This window comes from Leucobacter coleopterorum, assembly GCF_011382985.1.
In the GTDB taxonomy this organism is placed as follows: Bacteria; Actinomycetota; Actinomycetes; order Actinomycetales; family Microbacteriaceae; genus Leucobacter; species Leucobacter coleopterorum.
On the sequence record NZ_CP049933.1, the window covers coordinates 1,043,306 to 1,058,795 of the forward strand.

The window sequence follows — 15,490 nt, forward strand, 5'->3', positions numbered from 1 at the left end:
CTGATCCCGAGGAAATGCACACGCTTGGTCTTCGTCTTGGTCAAGTGCTTCAAGCGGGGACGTTGTGATTCTCACGGGGCCGCTCGGCGCGGGGAAGACAACGCTGACACGCGGGATTGGTGAGGGCCTCGGGGTTCGCGGCCCGGTGCAGAGTCCAACGTTTGTGCTCGCCCGTACACACCCCTCGCTCGTTGGTGGTGCCCCACTGGTGCACGTTGACGCCTATCGGCTCGCAGGAATTGAGGAACTGGACGATCTCGATATTGATTTTGAGCGCTCCGTTGTCGTTGCGGAGTGGGGGCCGGGCTCGTTGAGGAGCGTGGCTCGTGGGTCGAGGTTGTGATTGCGCGCCCCACCGGAGCCGGCGTTGATGACGACATTGACTGGTCAGAAGCGCCGGTCGAACCGAGAGAGGTGACCGTGTTGGGATATGGTGAGCGCTGGACAGGGGAGTGCTGTGAGCGAGAGTGCCGAGCTGCGAGGCATCCTTGCCATCGACACCGCACTCGGCACGAGCGTTGCTTTCGGAGCGGGAGGACAAGTGTTCGAAGCGTCGAGCGATGACGCGCTCGGTCACGCGGAACGCATAGGCTCCCTCATTTCTCAGGTGTTGAATGATGCTGGCGTTGGTCCTGATGCGGTGAGCACGGTCGTCGCGGGAATCGGGCCGGGCCCGTTCACTGGGTTACGGGTCGGGATCGCGGCCGCTCATGCCTTCGCGCTGGGACGAGGCGTGCCACTACTGCCATTGCAGGGGCACGAAGCGGTTGCGCTCGAGGTGCTCGAGCAGGGGGCTGCCGCCGGGGTGCGAGTTGTGCAAGACGCTCGCCGCCGAGAGCTGTTTGTGACCGAGTACTCAGGACTCGACTGGGCCGGGGTGCCGGTGCGCAGCGGTGATCCTCACCTGGTGCCGCGTGCTGAGTACGTTGGTGTCCCGCACGAGGTTTGGCCCGAGCGAATTCCGGCGACACGACTCGTGGAGCTGGCTGCTCGCAGACTCGCGGCCGGACACGGTTTCGAGCCCAACCAGGCGCTCTATCTGAGGGCCCCCGACGTGAAGCAGCCGGGCGCACCAAAGCGGGTGAGTACGTGAGCGAGCTCACCCTGCGTCTCGCCACAGAGGCTGATCTCGACGGCATCTGGGCGATTGAATGCTTGGTCTTTGCTGGTGAAGCCTGGAGTCGCGAAATGATGCGTGATGAACTGACCGCGGATCACAGGCACTACATCGTGCTGACCGATGAGCAAGGTGAAGTTCAAGGGTACGCGGGTCTCATGGTCATCGGCACCGACGGCGATATTCAAACGATTGCGACGGTTCCCGAAAAGCGAGGCCGCGGTGAGGGGCGGCGTCTGATGAACGCCCTTATCGCGGAAGCGGTGGATCGAGGAGTGCGAGAGGTTTTTCTTGAGGTGCGGGCCGACAATCCGGTGGCCCAAAATCTTTACAAATCGCTGGGTTTTGAGCGGATCGGACTTCGGCCCGCCTACTACCAGCCGGGCAGCATCGACGCTGTGGTGATGAAACTCGATACAAAGGAGCGCGCATGAACTCCCAGGAGCCCCTGGTGCTCGGCATCGAAACTAGCTGCGATGAGACGGGCGTCGGAATTGTGCGAGGTCGCACGCTGCTGGCGAACGCGATCGCGTCATCGATGGACGAGCACGCACGCTTCGGTGGCGTTGTGCCCGAGGTGGCCGCGCGCGCGCACCTTGAAGCGATGACGCCCACAATTGAGCGAGCGGTTGCTGATGCGGGAGTTGACCTTCGCGATCTGGACGCCATTGCGGTGACCTGCGGCCCCGGACTCGCTGGTGCATTGATGGTTGGTGTCGCCGCGGCGAAGGCTCTGGCGATTTCGCTGGGTAAACCTCTCTATGCGGTGAACCATCTCGTAGGGCACGTCGGCGCGGACCTGTTGCAGGGGGAGAACCTGCGAAGTGCCGTGGGGGAGGCCGGAGAGCTTGAACTGCCCACCGTCGCTCTTTTGGTGTCGGGTGGCCACACGTCACTGTTGCTCGTCAGAGACCTCGTCAGCGACGTTGAGATGCTTGGTGAAACCATCGACGATGCCGCGGGAGAGGCATTCGACAAGGTTGCCCGCCTGCTCGGCCTGCCCTACCCAGGGGGGCCGCAGATAGATCGTGTGGCCACTGGCGGGAATCCGAACGCGATCCGTTTTCCGCGCGGTCTCTCGCAACCTAAAGACATGGAAAAGCACCGCTACGACTTCTCGTTTTCGGGGCTCAAGACCTCGGTCGCCAGGTGGATGGAAAAGCATGTCGAGACGGGCGAAGAAGTGCCTGTTGCTGACGTAGCCGCCAGCTTTCGAGAAGCCGTCGCAGATGTGTTGCTGACGAAGGCGCTCAGCGCGTGCAAAGACCTTGGAGTGCCGCGGTTGTTGCTCGGAGGCGGTGTTGTCGCGAACGCGCGAGTGCGTGAGTTGGCCCAGGATCGGGCGCTCGCCGCGGGGGTTGAACTGCGGGTGCCCCCGCTCTCACTGTGCACCGATAACGGGGCCATGATCGCCTCGCTGGGAGCGCAGCTTGTGGCCGCCGGAAATGCTCCGTCTTCGCTTGAATTTGGTGCCGACTCAACTCTGCCGGTGCAGAACATTCAAGTGCGCTAATTAAATAGCTGATTGTACGTCGCTGGAAAAGCGGGGGCAACGGTTCGCTCTCGGTCCTTTTGTCACGATATGTTTAAGTGTGTGGATTTGGGGATCCGCCCTTTGCGTTCGTATATGCCTTGAGGAGCATCATGTCTGAAAACCTGCCCGATAATAGCCAGCCTGCTCAGCCTGCTCAGCCTGCTCAGCCTGCTCAGCCTGCTCAGCCTGCGCCCGCGGCACCCGGCGTGCCTGCGGCTCCCGCCTACAATGCTGCTCCGGCCGCTGTTCCGGGCAAGACGCTCGGTATTGTCGGATTGATCTTGGCCTTTCTTTTGCCGCTGATTGGTCTGATTCTCAGCATCGTAGCGCTCGTTCAATCCCGCAAAGCCGGGGCTAAAAATGTGCCCGCTGTCATCGGTATTGTCATTGGTGCGCTCGCCACCATCGGTTGGATCCTAGGCATCATCATTATCATCGGTCTGGCCTCGGCTGGTATCGATGCGGCTCAACAGTGCCTCGACGGCGCAACTTCGGTGATGATTGCCGGCCAGGAAGTGCTCTGCAGCGAAATCAACTACTAAACCAACAAGTAGCTCTTGAAGAGCTAGTCATGCATCAGCGAGTCGAACCTTTGGGGCGGCTCGCTGACGCTTTTGAAGCATCAGATTATGCTCTGGAGAGTGGGAAATCTATGAACGCCGAATCGTTGCGTCCCGCCGACCCCAAAGGCCTGGCGATTTCTTCGATCATTGTTGGCGCTGTGAGCGTCCTGCTCTCTTGGCCGTTCTGGATACTCGGAGCTGGAATTATCGGAGGAGTCGTATCTCTGGTCCTGGCTATTGTCGCTCGTAGGCGAGGCCAGTCGAAGAGGATGGCACTCATCGGCATGATCGTTGGATTGCTCGCGATGCTCTCCGGGATCATCGCGCTTGCCTACTTTCTCTCAATTATCAACTCCGCGCTCAACGACCCGGCTTTCCAGCAACAGTTGCAGGAGCTGGAAGACCAATCGAAGAAAAACTAGCGACTGTCGTTAGCAGCGTTCCGCGAGCAGGGCGACGTGTTTTCCTGCGGACCTCGTTAGGAACAGCGTCGCGTGATTGTCCCCACGCAGTTTGAGTCGTTTTCGGAGTGCAGCAGGATCCACGTCTGCGCCACGCTTTTTGATCTCCAGTGAACCGATGCCTCTGTCGCCCAGGGCGCGGCGCAGAACCTTTTCTCGCGAGGGTAGTGTCTCGACGACGCGGAATACCTGCGCGAAGGGTGTCGGAACGAGCTGATCCGTGGTGAGATAAGCGATGCCATCGCTCAGCATGCCGGCGTTCAGGTCTGCTGCAAGGCGGCCAATTAGACGTGCTCGAATGACGGCGCCGTCTGGCTCGTAGAGGTACTCGCCGAGTTCGCGAAGGCCAGCGTCTGCTGAGTCTTCCGAAGCAGTAAGCTCGGCGCTGCCGGTGGCGCCGTTGAGAACAAGCGCGGCACGGTGAACGCCGGGTCTGGCCGCAGCGCCAAACCAGAGTCCCATCTCAACGACCTGCCCGTCGACGGAGACCCACTGCGCTTCAGCCTGATCGGGGATCAGCTCGCGGTCGAAGCCTGGCCCGAGTTTGATGCCGGTGGGCAGTCTCGAAGCCAGGTGAAACGCAAAGGTGAGCGATGGGGAGTAGTCGTCAGGTGAAGACACCCGGCGGGTGTTGCTGTGCCCTGCGGTGCGCCGCGCGGGATCCAGAAATACACCGTCCGCATCTTCGGGGCCGATCTGCTCGGCATCACCCACTTGGACCTCGGGCTCGGGGCGACCGAGCAGCGCAGCTGCAACGCGCAGATTGTGACTTGCGATCTCTGCGGTCAGCGGATTGAGTTCTACAGCGAGCGGGTCTAACCCCGCTTCAAGGAGTGCGAGGGATTCCGCGCCGATCCCACAACCCAGATCTGCGATCCTTGTGCACCCGGCAGCTCTGAAACGCTCAGCATGGGATGCCGCGACTCGAGATCGAGTCGCCTGTTCGAGCCCGGCTTGTGTGAACAAGAACTGTTCAGCTCGGTCGCCAAACTTCGTGCGCGCTTTTTCACGCAGGAGTGCCTGCGTGAGCAGTGCCGCCACCTGGTCTGCGGGCAGACCGCGTGCACGCAAGGAACTATTGATCTCGCTGGCTGCTCGGCCTGCGCCGCGTTCGCCCGCGATCCACCGCAGGGTGTCGAGCCCGTCTCGCGTGAGAAGAGCTCGCCACCCCGGAGGTTCTTCAGTCATGCTTTTCTGTCGGTTAGTACCGGCTCATGTAGCTAGCCGACCCTACGAGCGCAACGATAAGCCCGACATAGGCGATGACAAAAAAGACAATCGATACGGCGTAGACGTAACCGATGATGAGCCCGGTGAGAGCCATACCGCGGCCCGCATCGCCCGTGCGCTTGATCTGGCTCAGGCTCAAGTGGCCGAAGACGATCGCGGCAATCGGTGAAATGAACGCGAGGATGATGGACACCAACGCAAACGTGTTTGTTTTGTCGAGAGTTGTTGTCTTCGAAGCTGCGGACTGCGCCTGCTGTGTGAACTGAGCCGATGCTGGTGCCTGCGGGTAGCTCTGATGAGGCGCGGGGTTTTGGGGTGTGTACTGCGGCGCAGAGTACCCTGGTTGCTGGGGTGCTGTTGGCTGCTGCGGAACGTTTGGTGTTGACATGATCTCTCCTCCGGTAGTGTTCGTATTCTAGGGCAGGCACCGACACGGGCTGGTGCTTTGAAACAAGTGGTCAGGAAATATCACCTTGTTCGCTATCCGCGATCCAATGCCCACTCGTTGGCACTCCCCTTGCACGAGTGCCAATCGGGGTCATAGACTCTGCTGTAGCGCGTTCGCACTGGGTGAGCGCGAGATCAACTTTGCAATTGGAAAGAGGTCAACTGTGTCGGTCGCTATCAAGCCGCTCGAAGATCGTATTGTTATCAAGCAGGTCGAAGCAGAGCAGACCACCTCATCCGGTCTGGTGATCCCTGACAGCGCCAAGGAGAAGCCCCAGGAGGGCGAGGTTGTGGCTGTCGGCCCCGGTCGCGTCTCGGATAGTGGTACTCGCATCCCCCTCGACGTTGCTGTCGGTGACGTCGTGATCTACTCGAAGTTCGGTGGAACCGAGGTGAAAGTGAGCGGAGACGACTACCTCGTTCTCTCGGCTCGCGACATTCTCGCGGTTGTCACGCGCTAAGCGCTCAACTGGTTTGGAGAGGCCCGCCGATCACCGGATCGGCGGGCCTCTCGTGTTCTCAATGCTCGATAGACTGGCTCGATGAAACACACTCGGGCGGGACTCGGCTATGGAATCGGGGCCTACCTGATCTGGGGTGCGTTTCCCTTCTACTTCGGATTGATCGCGATGGTGAGTCCCCTTGAAGTGGTGCCCTGGCGAGTCGGAACCTCACTGATCTTCTGCGCGATCCTTGCCACCTTCACCACACGTTGGCCGCAAATCACAACGATTCTGCGCAACCCGAGACTGCTCGGCTGGTTCGCGCTGTCAGGCATCTTGCTCTATGCCAACTGGCAGATCTTTGTGATCGGTGTGATGACGGGTCACGTACTGGAGACCTCACTTGGCTACTTCATCAACCCGCTGTTCACGATCCTCATCGGGGTTATTTTTCGTAAAGAACGGCTCTCTCGCCTGCAGTGGGCTGCGGTGGGTATTGCAGCTGTCGGGGTTGTAACTGCAGGAATCGCCTATGGATCGTTTCCCTGGATCGCGGTTGGTGTTGCGCTCACCTTTGGGTTGTATGGTGCCGTGCACAAACACGTCGGGGAGCACGCCGATGGTCTGACCGGACTCACCGTTGAAACGCTGGTCACCGTGCCGGTCGGCATCGTTCAGATGATAGTTGTTGCGGCCACCGCCGGGCTTACGGCCTACGCTTTTGGGCCAGGGATCATGCTGCTCGTGCTCGGCAGTGGGATTATGACAGCGGTTCCGCTGATCCTGTTCGGCGAATCCGCACGCAGGCTACCGCTTTCGTACCTCGGATTCCTGCAGTTTCTCACACCGATCCTTGGGTTTTTGTACGGTTACGTCGTGATGCACGAAGAGGTTTCTGTTGGGCGCTGGATCGGGTTTATCGCCGTGTGGGTCGCGCTGATTGTGCTCATTATCGACATGGTTATTCAATTGCGCCGTTCGCCACAGGCACAGCTTGCAACCGGGCCAATTCCCTTAGACTAATCTGCACAGACCTTTCGGTCGATTTATAAGGGGAGCCGCATCCAGCGCCCCTTTTCACCCGCTCATCCACTAGCAAGCGAGGTTCAATGGAACAGCGTGACCCATTCGCGTTCACCGGTCTCACCTACGACGATGTGCTGCTGCTGCCGGCACACACCGACGTTATTCCGAGCGAAGCCGACACTTCGACTCAACTCACGAGGCGGATTCGCCTGAGCATTCCGCTTATCTCGGCCGCAATGGACACCGTTACCGAAACCCGCATGGCCGTGTCGATGGCCCGCAATGGTGGGCTCGGGATCCTGCATCGTAATCTATCGATCCAGGATCAGGCCGAGATGGTGGACCGGGTGAAGCGCAGCGAAGCGGGAATGATCACGAACCCGGTGACAACCACCGTAGACGCGACTGTCGCAGAGGTCGACGCGCTGTGCGGCGAGTATCGGGTTTCAGGTCTGCCTGTTGTCGATTCAGCCGGTGTGCTGCTCGGGATCATCACGAACCGAGACATGCGGTTCATCGATCCTAAGGATCGCAGTCAGGTGCGCGTTCAGGATGCGATGACTAAGATGCCGCTGATTACGGCTCCAGTCGGAATTTCTCGTGAGGACGCCGCAAGCATCTTTGCGACCCACAAGATCGAGAAGCTGCCGCTGGTTGACGGTGAAGGCAAGCTCACCGGCCTGATCACCGTTAAAGATTTCGACAAAGAAGAGCAGTACCCGAACGCCACAAAAGACGACTCGGGTCGCCTGCGTGTTGGTGCTGCTGTTGGGTTCTTCGGCGACGCCTGGAAGCGCGCGAGTTCGCTGCTCGAAGCCGGTGTTGACGTGCTGGTGGTCGACACCGCGAACGGCGACAGCAAGGGCGTTCTTGACATTATCGCGAAGATTAAGGGTGACCCCGCGTTCGCCGGTGTCGACGTGATTGGCGGCAACGTTGCGACCTACGCCGGTGCCAAAGCAATCGTCGAGGCGGGTGCCGACGCGATCAAGGTTGGTGTCGGTCCAGGATCCATCTGTACTACGCGTGTCATCGCGGGTGTTGGTGTGCCCCAGGTTACAGCCGTGTACGAGGCCGCGCGCGCCGCGACCCCCGCGGGTGTGCCGGTCATCGCAGATGGTGGGCTGCAGTATTCGGGCGACATCGCGAAGGCCCTGGTTGCCGGTGCGTCCTCAGTTATGATGGGGTCGCTGCTCGCAGGGACCGACGAGAGCCCTGGGGACCTCGTGTTTGTCGGTGGCAAGCAGTACAAGAACTACCGCGGCATGGGCTCACTCGGTGCGCTGCAGACGCGCGGTGAGCGAACCTCATACTCCAAGGACCGCTACTTCCAGGCCGACGTGCCGAGCGACGAGAAGCTGATCCCAGAAGGCATCGAGGGTCAGGTGCCGTACCGTGGACCTGTCGCCGCGGTGGCACACCAGATGATTGGCGGGCTGCGTCAGTCGATGTTCTACGTCGGTGCGCGAACAGTGACCGAACTGAAGGAGCGCGGCCAGTTTGTGCGAATCACCTCTGCAGGGCTCAAAGAATCCCACCCGCACGACGTGCAGATGGTAGTGGAAGCGCCGAACTATAAGCGGTAATCGCGGACGCTCAGACTGTGTCTGACTGGACAGATAGACTGGATGAGTGAGCAACGAGATCGAGATTGGCCGCGGCAAGCGTGCAAGGCGCGTATACACGTTCGATGAGATCGGAGTAGTGCCAACCAGACGCACGCGAGATCCCGAACTCGTTTCGACCTCGTGGACGATTGACGCGTTCCAGTTCGAGATTCCCGTGTTAGGTGCACCGATGGATTCGGTGATGTCACCCGCAACGGCGATCGAACTGGGGCAACTCGGTGGGCTCGGGGTGCTGAATCTTGAAGGCCTGTGGACCAGGCACGAGAACCCGGAGCCGCTGCTCGAAGAGCTTTCCAAGATCACTGATGAGGTCGCTGCGGTTCACCGCATGCGTGAGTTGTACGCTACGCCGATCAAACCAGAGTTGATCCGTGATCGCCTTGGTGAGATTCGCGATGCCGGCGTGACGGTTGCAGGTGCCCTGTCACCGCACCGGACCGCTGAGTTCACCGAGACGGTTGTGAATGCGGGCGTTGACCTGTTTGTAATTCGTGGTAACACCGTTTCGGCCGAGCACGTCGCAAAGGAGGGGCGCGAGCCGCTCAACCTCAAACAGTTCATCTACGAGCTCGACGTGCCCGTGATTGTGGGTGGCGCAGCGACCTACCAGTCGGCTCTGCACCTCATGCGCACTGGCGCTGCAGGTGTGCTCGTTGGATTCGGTGGGGGAGCCTCTTCGACCACCCGCGCCACACTTGGGATCCGCGCACCAATGGCGAGCGCCCTCGCTGATGTCTCCGGTGCCCGCACCGACTACCTCGATGAGTCCGGCGGTCGTTATGTGCACGTGATCGCCGATGGTGGTCTTGGCACCTCAGGCGACATGATCAAGTCGGTCGCCTGCGGTGCAGACGCCGTGATGCTCGGGGCGGCACTTGGGCGCGCCTCTGACGCACCGGGTCGTGGTTGGCACTGGGGGCAGGAAGCGCATCACGAAGATCTGCCGCGCGGACGTCGTGTTGCGGTTGATCCCGTCGCCCCGCTTGCCGAGATCATTAACGGCCCCGCGCATATTGCTGATGGCACCGCAAACTACATGGGGGCCCTGCGTCGCGCCATGGCGACGACCGGCTATTCAGACCTCAAGGGCTTCCAGCGCGTCGACCTCGTTCACGCAGAGCGCTAGAGTGTAGTTCGTTGTCGCAACAAACTCGCAAGACTGAATACCTCGGTGACCCAACACTCGCGCGGGTGATGCGCAGGCCCCAGTGGATACTGGCGCTCTTGCTCGCGCTGCTGGTTGCCGCCGTGTTTGCGTGGCTTGGCCAGTGGCAGATGAGCAACGCGATTCGCAGCGACGAAGAGCAGAACTGCAACACTGAGACTTTGCGGCCTCTTTCTGAGGCGACAGAACTCGGCAAGGGGGTTAACGAGTATGGCGCCGGTGTAGTTGTGAGCGTTCGTGGCTCTTTTGTGCCGGGAGACTCGCAAGTGCTTACACCGCGTGAGAACCAGGGAAAGACTGGTGCCTGGGTCATTGGCCATCTCGTGACTGAGGGACCCGAAGCTGAAGCCAACGGCAACCTCGCTGTTGCGATTGGTTGGGCACCGGATCAGGCTGCCGCCGAGAAAGCAATTGAGCGGTTAGATGCCGACCCGGCGTTCGCTGAGTCGCGTGTGTTTGAGGGACGCTATATGCCTCCCGAGGGTGCGCAGATTCCAGAGCCGACCGACGATCCGCAGCGCCTGCAAACCATGTTGCCAGCGCACCTTGCGAACCTCTGGGCTGATGTGCAGAGCCCCGTTTACGCCGGGTACTTGGTGATGCACGACGGTGCCTCCGTTGCGCCTTTGCTTACCGGCCTCGACAAGATTGACTCGGTCGCACCGCTGCCGCCCGAGAAGGTGAGCTGGCTCAACGTGTTCTACGCGATCGAGTGGGTTGTGTTCGCTGGGTTTGCGGTGTTCTTCTGGTTCCGTCTTGCGCGCGACGCCTGGGAGAAAGAACACGAACTCAAACTGCTCATGCAGGAAGCGGAGGCGCGCTCCGGAAATGAACCCGACGCCGAACCGGATCCTGAGCCTCCGGCCGCTGCGGCTCAAACGAACAGCCCGAGCCAGCGACCTCAGATAGAGACGCAATAGAATGGACGCCATGCAACTGCAGCCCAAACCCGCTGACTACCCGCGCATTCGCAAGGCCTTGAAGGTCTACAAGGTGACCTCGGTGATCACCGGTGTGATGTTGCTTCTGCTTTGCGCTGTCATGGTCATGAAGTACGCGTTTAGTGTGCAGCTGTACCTCTTCGGACCCGACGGTTTTGCCAAGTTTGAACCGATCGCGCCCGAGGGTGTCGAAGCAGATTTTCAGCCGGGCGGTTTTGACCTGTTCAAAGCGATCCTGATCGCTCACGGTTGGTTCTACGTTGTGTATCTGATCTCAGATTTTATGCTGTGGAGCCCAATGCGCTGGAACTTCTGGCGATTTCTGCTGATCGCCCTCGGCGGTGTGGTTCCATTCATGTCGTTCATTCTTGAGGCGCGGGTTGTGCGCGAGGTCAATGAGTTCCTTGCCACCCACGATGTTGAACCCGCTGCAGCATCCCCAGATTCTCCAGCTTCATCCACCGCGGCGACGTCCGCACACAGCCCGGAAGGCCGTTCATGACCTCAAGCTCCCACACCAGGCACCGCCCGGTTCTCGTTGTTGACTTTGGTGCTCAGTACGCTCAGCTGATCGCGCGTCGTGTGCGTGAGGCGGGTGTGTACTCTGAGCTTGTACCTCACACTATTACCGCTGAAGAGGTGCGTGAGAAGCAGCCCCTCGGCATCGTGCTTTCGGGCGGACCGTCGTCGGTGTACGCGGAAGGTGCGCCCCAGTTCGATGACTCTATTTTTGAGCTCGGGATCCCGACCCTTGGCATTTGCTACGGCTTCCAGGTCATGGCCCGTGCGCTTGGCGGCGTTGTTGGCAACACCGGAGATCGTGAGTACGGCGCGACCGATGCGCAGGTGCTTGCCGGTGGTGGGGCGATTCTCGGTGGTCAACCCGACGCGCAAAACGTCTGGATGAGTCACGGTGACGCGGTGCAGCAGGCCCCCGAGGGCTTTGAGGTGCTCGCGAAGACCGCCGTCACGCCGGTTGCAGCCTTCGGCAGCGCCGAGAAGCGTATGTACGGTGTGCAGTGGCACCCCGAGGTGAAGCACTCTGACCACGGACAGCAGGTGCTTGAGAACTTCCTGCACCACGTTGCTGGCATCGCAAACGACTGGAACGCGGGCAACGTGATCTCGGAGCAGATCGCGCGGATTCGTGAGCAGGTCGGTAACGCGCGAGTCATTTCGGCGCTCTCTGGCGGGGTCGATTCAGCCGTTTCGACCGCCCTCGTACACCGCGCAATCGGTGACCAGCTGACCGCGGTGTTTGTGGATCACGGACTGCTGCGTAAGGGTGAGCGTGAGCAGGTCGAAAAGGACTACGTCGAGTCGACGGGTGTGCGTCTGATTACGGTTGAGGCCGCAGACACCTTCCTCGGACATCTCGCAGGCGTCACCGATCCCGAAGCGAAGCGCAAGATTATCGGCCGCGAGTTTATTCGTGCGTTCGAGCAGGTGCAGCGCGACCTCGTCAGCGAGGCGGCTGCCTCTGGCGAAAAGGTGAAGTTTCTGGTGCAGGGCACGCTGTACCCCGATGTTGTTGAGTCGGGTGGCGGATCCGGCACCGCAAATATCAAGTCGCACCACAACGTGGGTGGCTTGCCAGATGACCTTGATTTTGAGCTCATCGAACCGTTGCGCACGCTGTTTAAGGACGAGGTGCGTGCGATCGGTCGTGAACTTGGCATACCCGAGGCTATCGTTGGACGCCAGCCGTTCCCCGGACCCGGGCTCGGCATTCGTATTGTGGGCGAAGTGACCCGGGATCGTCTTGAGACGCTCCGCGAGGCTGACGCGATTGCTCGCGCTGAATTGACCGCTGCCGGGCTTGACGCCGAGATTTGGCAGTGTCCCGTGGTGCTGCTTGCTGATGTGCGCTCGGTGGGCGTGCAGGGTGATGGCCGCACCTACGGCCACCCGATTGTGCTGCGCCCGGTGTCGTCCGAGGACGCGATGACGGCTGACTGGACGCGGGTGCCCTACGAGGTGCTCGCGAAGATCTCGAACCGGATTACCAACCAGGTGCCCGAGGTGAACCGCGTGGTGCTTGACGTCACGTCGAAGCCGCCGGGAACGATTGAGTGGGAGTAAAGCGCCGAGTTTTCCGGCGTAACGTGGACACCATGAACAAGAACAAAAGCCCGCTGTTTGGTGTGTCAGCGGTTTGGGTCATCGCCGGAATCGTGCTGGGCGGTGCAGTTGGAGGCTTCGTCGGTTCCATCGGCAACATGATCGGCGCCGGGATTGGTGTCGGTCTCGCGATAGGTGCGGTCGTCGGCTTTATTCTCGGTATGCCGCGTGGTGATGGAGACGCTGACTAGCCTGTGAGTGGCCAGGGTGCCCCATCTGGTCGTGCGAGTTTGCCGGTTCGGATCACTTCAACCTGCAAACCCACACCACCCGTTGGGTGCTGAGCTACCTGTCGATCTGGGTGACCCGGCGCTGCAAAAAGTGGTCGAGCAACTCGATGGGCAATGTTTGTCCCTTTTTGAGGTGGATCGATCCCTTTGTGCTGTCGAGCCCAGCCTCTGTGACGGCCTCGGCGAGCTCGCCGAGATTTCCGAAGGGGTACACGCCGATGTGTTTTTTGGTGCTCATAACGGCAATGAGACCCTTGCCCTTGTACATAAGCGTGGGCATACCGTAACTCAGGCCTTCGACCGTTTCTGGAACAACCTCGCGCGCACGCGCGTAAATCTCGAGGATGCGCTCACGTTCCTCACTGGGAAGGGTGGCGAGGTAATCACTGATTTCGGTGCCGGTTGGTGCGTTGCCCATGTAGGCAGTATCCCACGGCGGGATGCAAATACGTCAGCCGGTGCTGAGCGCAAGGCCGGTTGGAAACTTGCGAATCCAACCGGCCGAGCGTTCAGCACCGGCTGAGCGTTCAGCGCATACTGATACGCTAGAAGTCGGAGATTAGTCGCCGCGCAGGATCGCGAGCAGACGCAGGATCTCGACGTAGAGCCAGATCAGTGTGACCATGAGGCCAAACGCCGCCGACCAGGCCCACTTCTCGGGGACGCGGTTCTTCACGCCGTTCTGGATCATCTCGAAGTCCATGACCAGGGAGTATGAGGCAAGGATGATTGCAAGGGCACCGATGGCGATGCCAAGCCAGCCCGACCGCATACCCCAAGGATTGTCCGTGAGGTTAAACACCATCAGGACAAAGTTCACCAGAGAGAACGCCGCATAACCGATGATAGCGACCATGAAGATTTTGGTCGCACGCGGGCTAGTGCGGACCTTGCCGCTGCGGAACAGGAGTAGCACAGTTGCGAACACAATGAGTGTGCCCATGATCGCCTGCGAGACGATTCCTGACCACTGCGCCTCAAAGACGCCAGAGATGCCACCCAAGAACACACCCTGGAATACGGCGTAGAGCACGATGAGCGGAACGCTCGGCTCTTTTTTAAACGCGTTGACGAGGCCGAGCACGAGGCCAACAATCGCCGCGGGGAGTGCAAGAGCGGGCATAAACCAGCCCACCGCACCAAACGCGAGCACAATGAGGAACAGCATCACGGTCTTCGAGATGGTGTTCTCGTAGGTCATAGGCTTGTCGGAGGGAACGATGACCGGTGGCTGCTGAACGGAGTCGGCTGATGCCGATGCGTTCTCAGCGCTCGCCGATGCATCAACTCCGGGGCGCTGCGTCTGTGCCGCGGGCTGATCGTAGATGCGGCGCAGTTCGTCAGCGGTAAGTGTTTTACCGTTGAGAGCCGGATTGTTGCTGAGAGCCGGGTTGCTCATGCGTCGGATTCCTTTCCAGGCGTGTGAGTTTCCTCAAGCCTAGTGGGGAATGGCTTTACTGCGGCTGAGACTTTGGGGCTCGTTCGCCGCAGGCGCAGGATCTAGGCTCGAACTATGACAGCTTCGTCGCCTGCCCCGCTCGTGATCGGCCACCGTGGCGCCTCCGGGTACCGCCCGGAGCACACCGCGTCCGCCTACCGCCTCGCGTTCGAGCTGGGAGCTGACGCTGTTGAGCCAGATATCGTCGCAACGAGCGACGGTGTGCTGGTGGTGCGCCACGAAAACGAGATTTCAACGACCACCGATGTCGCAGACCGTCCGGAATTCGCGGCTCGACGAACGACCAAAACCGTTGACGGAGTGAGGCTGACCGGATGGTTTACCGAGGATTTCACCTGGGCAGAGCTTGCGACGCTGCGTTGCCGGGAAAGGCTGCCGAAGATCCGACCCTCAAACGTTGCGCACGATAACACCGAGCCGATCCTGCGCCTGCGTGACGTGCTCGCGATCGTTGATGAGCGGAGCGTGGCGCAAATAAGGCCGCTGCGAGTGGTCGTGGAGATCAAACACGATCACTACTTTCGCCAGCTGGGGCTTGACCTGGTTGAGCTGCTGCTCGCGGAACTTCAGGCAACGGGCTGGGCGGATCGGCCGGAGCAACTCATCATTGAGGCGTTTGAACTCGGGGCGCTGTCGCGTCTGCGCGAGGCTGGGGTGCGGGCTCGACTCGTGTTTCTTGCCGAGAGGATCGGCAGCCCCGCCGACGAGGTTGCTGCCCATGAGGCAAACCACGGATACAAGGCCCGCAGCTACGCGTGGTTTCGCAGCAACGAGGGTCTTGATCTGCTCGCGACCGTTGTCGACGGCATCAGCGTTGCAAAGTGGAACATCATTCGGCTCAACGCGCTCGGTCGCGCAACCGGCACGAGCGATCTTGTGCAGCGCGCCCACGACCGGGGGTTGCTCGTCTATACGTGGACGCTACGCCCCGAGAACCGCTTTCTCAACTTGCGTTTTCAGACTTCGGTGCACGGCGCCGAATGGGGCGACTGGCGGGGAGAGTTCGCGCTCGTGCTGGCGTCTGGGGTGGACGGCATCTTCGTGGATCACCCAGACATCGCGCTCGCTGCGCGCAAGGAGCGCCCCTGAAGGCCGCGATCTAGTCGTGCCAGTTTGCCGCATGAT

At 60.5% G+C, this 15,490-nt stretch carries 19 protein-coding genes; 15 read left to right on the top strand and 4 right to left on the bottom strand.

Going from position 1 to position 15,490, the window contains the following annotated elements; translation table 11 throughout:
- Nucleotides 1-64: 64 nt before the first annotated feature.
- From tsaE to G7066_RS04915, 6 genes are all read left to right on the top strand, one after another.
- Nucleotides 65-343 carry a tRNA (adenosine(37)-N6)-threonylcarbamoyltransferase complex ATPase subunit type 1 TsaE gene (gene tsaE / locus G7066_RS15775; protein ID WP_244303295.1) on the top strand — a complete coding sequence of 93 codons (279 nt, stop codon included), beginning with the start codon at nt 65-67 and terminating at the stop codon, nt 341-343.
- Between the two features lie 114 nt (nt 344-457).
- Nucleotides 458-1,093, top strand: coding sequence for a tRNA (adenosine(37)-N6)-threonylcarbamoyltransferase complex dimerization subunit type 1 TsaB (tsaB, locus tag G7066_RS04895; protein WP_166328072.1), 636 nt, complete (start codon nt 458-460; stop codon nt 1,091-1,093).
- Nucleotides 1,090-1,551, top strand: a complete 462-nt coding sequence (gene rimI, locus G7066_RS04900) for a ribosomal protein S18-alanine N-acetyltransferase (protein WP_166329482.1) — start codon at nt 1,090-1,092, stop codon at nt 1,549-1,551. The genes tsaB and rimI overlap by 4 nt, the downstream gene beginning before the upstream one ends.
- Nucleotides 1,548-2,630: a tRNA (adenosine(37)-N6)-threonylcarbamoyltransferase complex transferase subunit TsaD gene (gene tsaD / locus G7066_RS04905; RefSeq protein ID WP_166329484.1), complete on the top strand. Its 1,083-nt coding sequence runs from the start codon at nt 1,548-1,550 to the stop codon at nt 2,628-2,630. Before rimI ends, tsaD begins: the two co-directional genes overlap by 4 nt.
- A gap of 131 nt (nt 2,631-2,761) precedes the next feature.
- Nucleotides 2,762-3,193 carry a DUF4190 domain-containing protein gene (locus tag G7066_RS04910; protein ID WP_166329486.1) on the top strand — a complete coding sequence of 144 codons (432 nt, stop codon included), beginning with the start codon at nt 2,762-2,764 and terminating at the stop codon, nt 3,191-3,193.
- 110 nt (nt 3,194-3,303) lie between these two features.
- Nucleotides 3,304-3,636, top strand: a complete 333-nt coding sequence (locus G7066_RS04915; RefSeq protein WP_166329488.1) for a hypothetical protein — start codon at nt 3,304-3,306, stop codon at nt 3,634-3,636.
- 9 nt (nt 3,637-3,645) lie between these two features.
- Here G7066_RS04915 and G7066_RS04920 read toward each other — a convergent pair whose 3' ends face one another.
- Complete coding sequence (locus G7066_RS04920; RefSeq protein WP_166329490.1) at nt 3,646-4,863, bottom strand: class I SAM-dependent methyltransferase; 1,218 nt, start codon at nt 4,861-4,863, stop codon at nt 3,646-3,648.
- Between the two features lie 13 nt (nt 4,864-4,876).
- Nucleotides 4,877-5,293, bottom strand: coding sequence for a DUF4190 domain-containing protein (locus G7066_RS04925; protein ID WP_166329492.1), 417 nt, complete (start codon nt 5,291-5,293; stop codon nt 4,877-4,879).
- A 223-nt stretch (nt 5,294-5,516) separates the two neighbouring features.
- Between G7066_RS04925 and groES the strand changes: the two genes are divergently transcribed.
- The 8 genes from groES to G7066_RS04965 all read left to right on the top strand — a co-directional run bounded on the left by groES (nt 5,517) and on the right by G7066_RS04965 (nt 12,867).
- On the top strand, nt 5,517-5,813 hold the full coding sequence (gene groES / locus G7066_RS04930; RefSeq protein ID WP_166329494.1) for a co-chaperone GroES: 297 nt from the start codon (nt 5,517-5,519) through the stop codon (nt 5,811-5,813).
- Nucleotides 5,814-5,894: 81 nt separating this feature from the next.
- Complete coding sequence (rarD, locus tag G7066_RS04935; protein ID WP_166329496.1) at nt 5,895-6,818, top strand: EamA family transporter RarD; 924 nt, start codon at nt 5,895-5,897, stop codon at nt 6,816-6,818.
- An 86-nt stretch (nt 6,819-6,904) separates the two neighbouring features.
- Nucleotides 6,905-8,407, top strand: coding sequence for an IMP dehydrogenase (gene guaB / locus G7066_RS04940; RefSeq protein ID WP_166329498.1), 1,503 nt, complete (start codon nt 6,905-6,907; stop codon nt 8,405-8,407).
- Nucleotides 8,408-8,453: 46 nt separating this feature from the next.
- Nucleotides 8,454-9,575 (top strand): GuaB3 family IMP dehydrogenase-related protein, encoded by a 1,122-nt coding sequence (locus tag G7066_RS04945; protein ID WP_166329500.1) that lies wholly within the window; start codon nt 8,454-8,456, stop codon nt 9,573-9,575.
- An 11-nt stretch (nt 9,576-9,586) separates the two neighbouring features.
- Entirely contained in the window at nt 9,587-10,534 is a 948-nt protein-coding gene (locus tag G7066_RS04950) for an SURF1 family cytochrome oxidase biogenesis protein (RefSeq protein WP_244303296.1), read from the top strand.
- A gap of 10 nt (nt 10,535-10,544) precedes the next feature.
- The gene (locus G7066_RS04955) at nt 10,545-11,057 is read left to right on the top strand and encodes a DUF3817 domain-containing protein (protein ID WP_166329502.1); all 513 of its coding nucleotides are present in this window, start codon (nt 10,545-10,547) and stop codon (nt 11,055-11,057) included.
- Nucleotides 11,054-12,637, top strand: a complete 1,584-nt coding sequence (gene guaA / locus G7066_RS04960; RefSeq protein WP_166329504.1) for a glutamine-hydrolyzing GMP synthase — start codon at nt 11,054-11,056, stop codon at nt 12,635-12,637. Before G7066_RS04955 ends, guaA begins: the two co-directional genes overlap by 4 nt.
- A gap of 32 nt (nt 12,638-12,669) precedes the next feature.
- Nucleotides 12,670-12,867: a hypothetical protein gene (locus G7066_RS04965; RefSeq protein WP_166329506.1), complete on the top strand. Its 198-nt coding sequence runs from the start codon at nt 12,670-12,672 to the stop codon at nt 12,865-12,867.
- A 94-nt stretch (nt 12,868-12,961) separates the two neighbouring features.
- On the opposite strand, the gene G7066_RS04970 is transcribed toward G7066_RS04965, so the two are convergent.
- Both G7066_RS04970 and G7066_RS04975 read right to left on the bottom strand, forming a co-directional pair.
- Nucleotides 12,962-13,324 carry an iron chaperone gene (locus tag G7066_RS04970; RefSeq protein WP_166329508.1) on the bottom strand — a complete coding sequence of 121 codons (363 nt, stop codon included), beginning with the start codon at nt 13,322-13,324 and terminating at the stop codon, nt 12,962-12,964.
- 141 nt (nt 13,325-13,465) lie between these two features.
- On the bottom strand, nt 13,466-14,305 hold the full coding sequence (locus G7066_RS04975; RefSeq protein WP_166329510.1) for a Bax inhibitor-1/YccA family protein: 840 nt from the start codon (nt 14,303-14,305) through the stop codon (nt 13,466-13,468).
- Nucleotides 14,306-14,419: 114 nt separating this feature from the next.
- On the opposite strand from G7066_RS04975, the gene G7066_RS04980 reads away from it, so the two are divergent.
- Nucleotides 14,420-15,454, top strand: a complete 1,035-nt coding sequence (locus tag G7066_RS04980) for a glycerophosphodiester phosphodiesterase family protein (RefSeq protein WP_166329512.1) — start codon at nt 14,420-14,422, stop codon at nt 15,452-15,454.
- The last annotated feature ends 36 nt before the right edge of the window (nt 15,455-15,490 follow it).